Origin of the sequence: uncultured Bacteroides sp. (genome assembly GCF_910586915.1) — a bacterium.
Lineage (GTDB): Bacteria > Bacteroidota > Bacteroidia > Bacteroidales > Bacteroidaceae > Bacteroides.
Genome location: NZ_CAJULN010000082.1, coordinates 1 through 4,124 on the forward strand (window position 1 = coordinate 1; position 4,124 = coordinate 4,124).

General features: G+C 46.2%; 3 protein-coding genes. All 3 read left to right on the forward strand.

The annotated features are described in order from the left end of the window. The first annotated feature begins 388 nt into the window (after positions 1-388). Positions 389-1,006, forward strand: coding sequence for a DNA-binding protein (locus QZ331_RS14365; protein ID WP_294631434.1), 618 nt, complete (start codon positions 389-391; stop codon positions 1,004-1,006). A gap of 465 nt (positions 1,007-1,471) precedes the next feature. Then, a complete protein-coding gene (locus QZ331_RS14370) occupies positions 1,472-3,718 on the forward strand; it encodes a hypothetical protein (RefSeq protein ID WP_294631436.1) in 2,247 nt (748 codons plus the stop codon). Positions 3,719-3,813: 95 nt separating this feature from the next. Then, a partial coding sequence (locus QZ331_RS14375) for a hypothetical protein (protein ID WP_294631438.1) occupies positions 3,814-4,124 on the forward strand: 311 nt, incomplete at its 3' end.

Sequence of the window (4,124 nt, forward strand, 5' to 3'; positions counted from 1 at the left end):
ACTCATTATTCATCTTTTTATTAGACCGTAATTGGAGAAGAGGCAAAAAAAAGAAAAATTTGTTGTTTCGCCGAATAAAATCCTTCTCATTTGTATTTTTATCAATAAATCTCCTTTATTTCCTGCCTATTGACTAAATCTTTTCTTCCTAATATTTATCGGTTTTATCGCAATAAAGTATATCTTTGTATGCGATACACTATTCGTCTGACTATAGTGTTCGTTTCGTCTGACTATAGTCAGACGAAAGATCAACTATAGTCGGACGCAAGTTACACTATAGTCAGACGGATACTCCAATGCGAATCGGAAGCTAAAGGTCAGTATCGGAGATATTAGAGATTAGGCAGGAAACAATTAATTGATAACCAATAAAATATAGCAGCTTATGAGTGCGTATTATAATTTGTATGAGACACCGGACGTTCAGAACACCGGAGAGAAGCAACCCCTTCATGCACGGATTGTTCCGAGCGGTACTTATTCCCAAAAAGAGTTCGTCGAACGGGTGGCGCGTTATCAGCATTTCCCCCAAAACATGGTCGACGGAGTGTTGGGAGCTGTGATAGATGAACTTGGCAACCTCCTGGCACGCGGCTATATTGTAGAACTTGGTGATTTGGGACATATCAGTGTCTCCTTGAAATGCACGCAGAAGGTGATGAACAGAAAAGAAATCCGTTCCGAATCTATCCGCTTTGACAATGTGCATCTGCGCACTTCCAAAAGATTCAAAATGAAGGTGAGGCAGGAAATGCAGCTTGAACGTATGCCCAAATCGGGACGGACTGCCGGTAAAGTGGAGATACCTGTCGAACGGCGACTTCAAATGTTGCAGGAGTTTCTGAGGGTGAACGGGGGAATCACCCGCACCGAATACAGCAGGCTGACGGGAACCACCCGCCTGAAAGCGATTGATGACCTGAATGCTTTTGTCCAGGAGGAAAAACTGTGCAAGAGGGGAGCAGGGAGAAATGTGTTTTATGTATTGAAACGGGAGGAGTAGAGGATGGCAAGCATAACCATTCCCTATGCAGTGGCGGATTTCATAGACTTGCTCTCGTGCGCGCGTACATAGTATATATATGTGCCAACAAGGGCTGGAAATGCTGGGAAGTCTGAAGAAAGCCTTATTTTGCGGCGATAAGCAAAGAAATTAACTCCTGAAGTAAGGAATTGATGCAAGAATTGCGTATTTTTGCAATCGAAAGGAGAGTGCTCCGTTCAAAAACATATTAGATAAAAGAAAGAAGCGTTATGCTTATCTTGTAGTCGAGAACCTGAGAAATTTTAGACAAATATACAAGGATTGGCATAGTGCTTCTCACACTATAGCGTGGGCTGCTATTACTACATCTGTATACTTTAGGTTTTCTCAGGACCTTCGACTAAGACGTGGCATTGCAGTCTCACGCTTTCGTTTTAATAAAAAAAAGGTCTTTGGGGCTGGAGACACACGAAAAACAAAACAATGAGGAAAACAAGTCATTTGAAAACGCTGGTTTTAGCAACCTTGAGTCTTGCTGCATTCGCTTGCAGCGAAAGCGACGAATCGGAAAATTACCGTCCGCAGAACTACAACGTCAGTGGTAAAGTGGAGAAAGGGCCTTTTGTCAGTGGTTCGACCATTACTGTGCAACCGTTGAATGCAAAGATGCAACCGTTGGGCGAGATGTACACTTCCACCATTCAGGACAATGCAGGAAGTTTTACGTTCGGTTCCAAACTTTTCAATGCTCCTTTTGCCGAACTGACGGCAAACGGGTATTTCTTTAACGAGGTGGAAGGCGAGCTTTCGTCGGGCACGTTGAATCTGAGAGCCATTGTCGACTTGTCCGACCAATCGACCATCCACGTCAATATCCTTACTCACCTGAAATATCAACGGGTGCTCACGCTCGTGGAGCAGGGACGCTCGTTTAAAGAAGCCAACACGCAGGCGCAAGAGGAACTCTTTGCCGCTTTCGGACTTTCCCGCTATGCGGCGACGGATGCATCCCGCTTTTCCATCGTCGGAGGTAACGAGGAGGCTGCGGCGTTGGTTGCCGTGTCATCTTTGTTGCTGATAAACAGGAGCGAGGCGGGAGTGACGGAGTATTTGGCGGAACTTTGTCGCGAATTTGGGCAAAACGGCGGATTCTCTGCCGCCACCCTTCAGCAAATGGAGAAAGACCGCGAGGAGTTGTGGAAGTGCTTTGAAGAGATACGGGAGAACATTGTCCGCCGATACGAGGAATTGGGAATGACGGTCGGAGTGAAAGACTTGAAATATTTCTTCGACTGGGACGGCGACGGTGTGGCAGGAAATGAAATCGTGCCGGAGGGAGAAGAGGTGACTTTGGAAAACACTCGCATCGAAGTGCCCGGTGAGGGCGGTTCTTACCGCATTCGGATAACATCGCCTGTGCCTGTGTATTTGACGCCGAAGGTCGGCTTTTGGGAACTGCCGGGTGTGTCTGTGCCCGAAAGTTTCGGTGAACTCTACGAAGAAATCCCCAAGCAGGAAATGACTGTCGAAAAGGAGCTGGCAGACAATGTGCTGACGATAAAGGTAGCTCCCGCCAACAGCCGGACGGAAAAGAAAACCACCATCTATCTTTACGATTGCATAGGAACGGTATTGGGAACGGTGGAAGTCGTTCAGGAAGGAGCGGATATTCCTGTTCACGTTCCTTTGTTGGGAAAAGGAGGCAGGGATTATGTGAATGGAATGGCAATTGTGTTGGCCTATGCTTTTGCGGAATACAACTTGCTGCAACAGTTGTATCATTACAATAAACAGGCCGATTTGGTAGAACAGAATGTCAGACCGACCTGCGCTGCCATTGTAAACAGTTGGGATAGATTCTGGCTGTTTAACAAACAAAACGTGAGTCTGAAGCAGAGAGATGCAGACTGGTTGGGTGTGTATCAGGATATTTGCAATGTATTCAGTGCCCTGCAATATTATTACATGGTGGCAGCTTGGGGAGATATGCTTTATATTACCGATTACAAATGGTATGAAGATAACAACTGGGGGATTGCAAGAACCGATGCTGCTGTGATTTTGAGTAAGCTGGAAGACAATCTGCAACAAGCCATTGGAAATCTTGAAGAGAAGAAAAACGAATCGCTCAGCGATGCAAACGGATTCTTCTTTGTATCAAAAGATGTGGCGAGAGTGTTGCTTGCCGATATTTATATGTATCGGCAGAAGTACGACAAGGCGGAAAAGTTGTTGGGAGAAGTCATAAGGAACGGTTTCTATCAGTTGGATAATTCCAATTACAGTAATCGTGAAACGATTGACCGTCTCTTGAATGACAGAAGTGGAAAAGAGGTGTTGTTTGCTGTTTACAATGACCGTAACAATACTTATCATTATTCCGATATTGAACTTCTTACTCCGTCCGTTATTCCTGTACAGACCTATACGGAGGTGATGCTTTCGTATGCAGAGTGTCTGTATAAACAGGGGCGTGCCGGCGAAGCCGGAAATCGGTTGAACGAAGTGATTGAAGCAAAGAATATCCGTATTGACAGCAACGACGTTTTAGGCGGAATAGCCGAAGCACGCCGGCAACTGTTGCTCTATGGCCTCGGCAATTTTGCTTTTTTCAAACGTAACGGCCTGGCACAAGATGCATACGGGGTGGAAGCATATCGCCTGCTGTTCCCCCTACCTTCGGACGAATTGAACAAGAACCCCTTGATGACCCAAAATCCCGGATATTGATGTTCGGACAGAGATAATTGTCCGCTCTGTTTTGTTCTGCCATAGAATTGTTCTAATTTTGTGGCAGAACTTTTTATATGATATCTATATTGGACATGAAAAAAAGAATCATTTGTCTGTCATTGGCGTTGGCAGCATTGTCCGCCCACGCCATTACTCCTTTGTGGATGCGCGACGCACGCATCTCGCCCGATGGAACGGAGATTGCCTTTTGTTACAAAGGCGACATTTACAAAGTCCCCGCAACGGGAGGAACCGCCGTTCAGTTGACCACACAAGCATCGTATGAGGCGAATCCCGTCTGGTCGCCCGATGGAAAGCAAATCGCGTTTGCCAGCGACCGCAATGGCAACTTCGACCTCTACATCATGCCGTCCGACGGAGGAGCCGCCCGTAGGCTGACGTA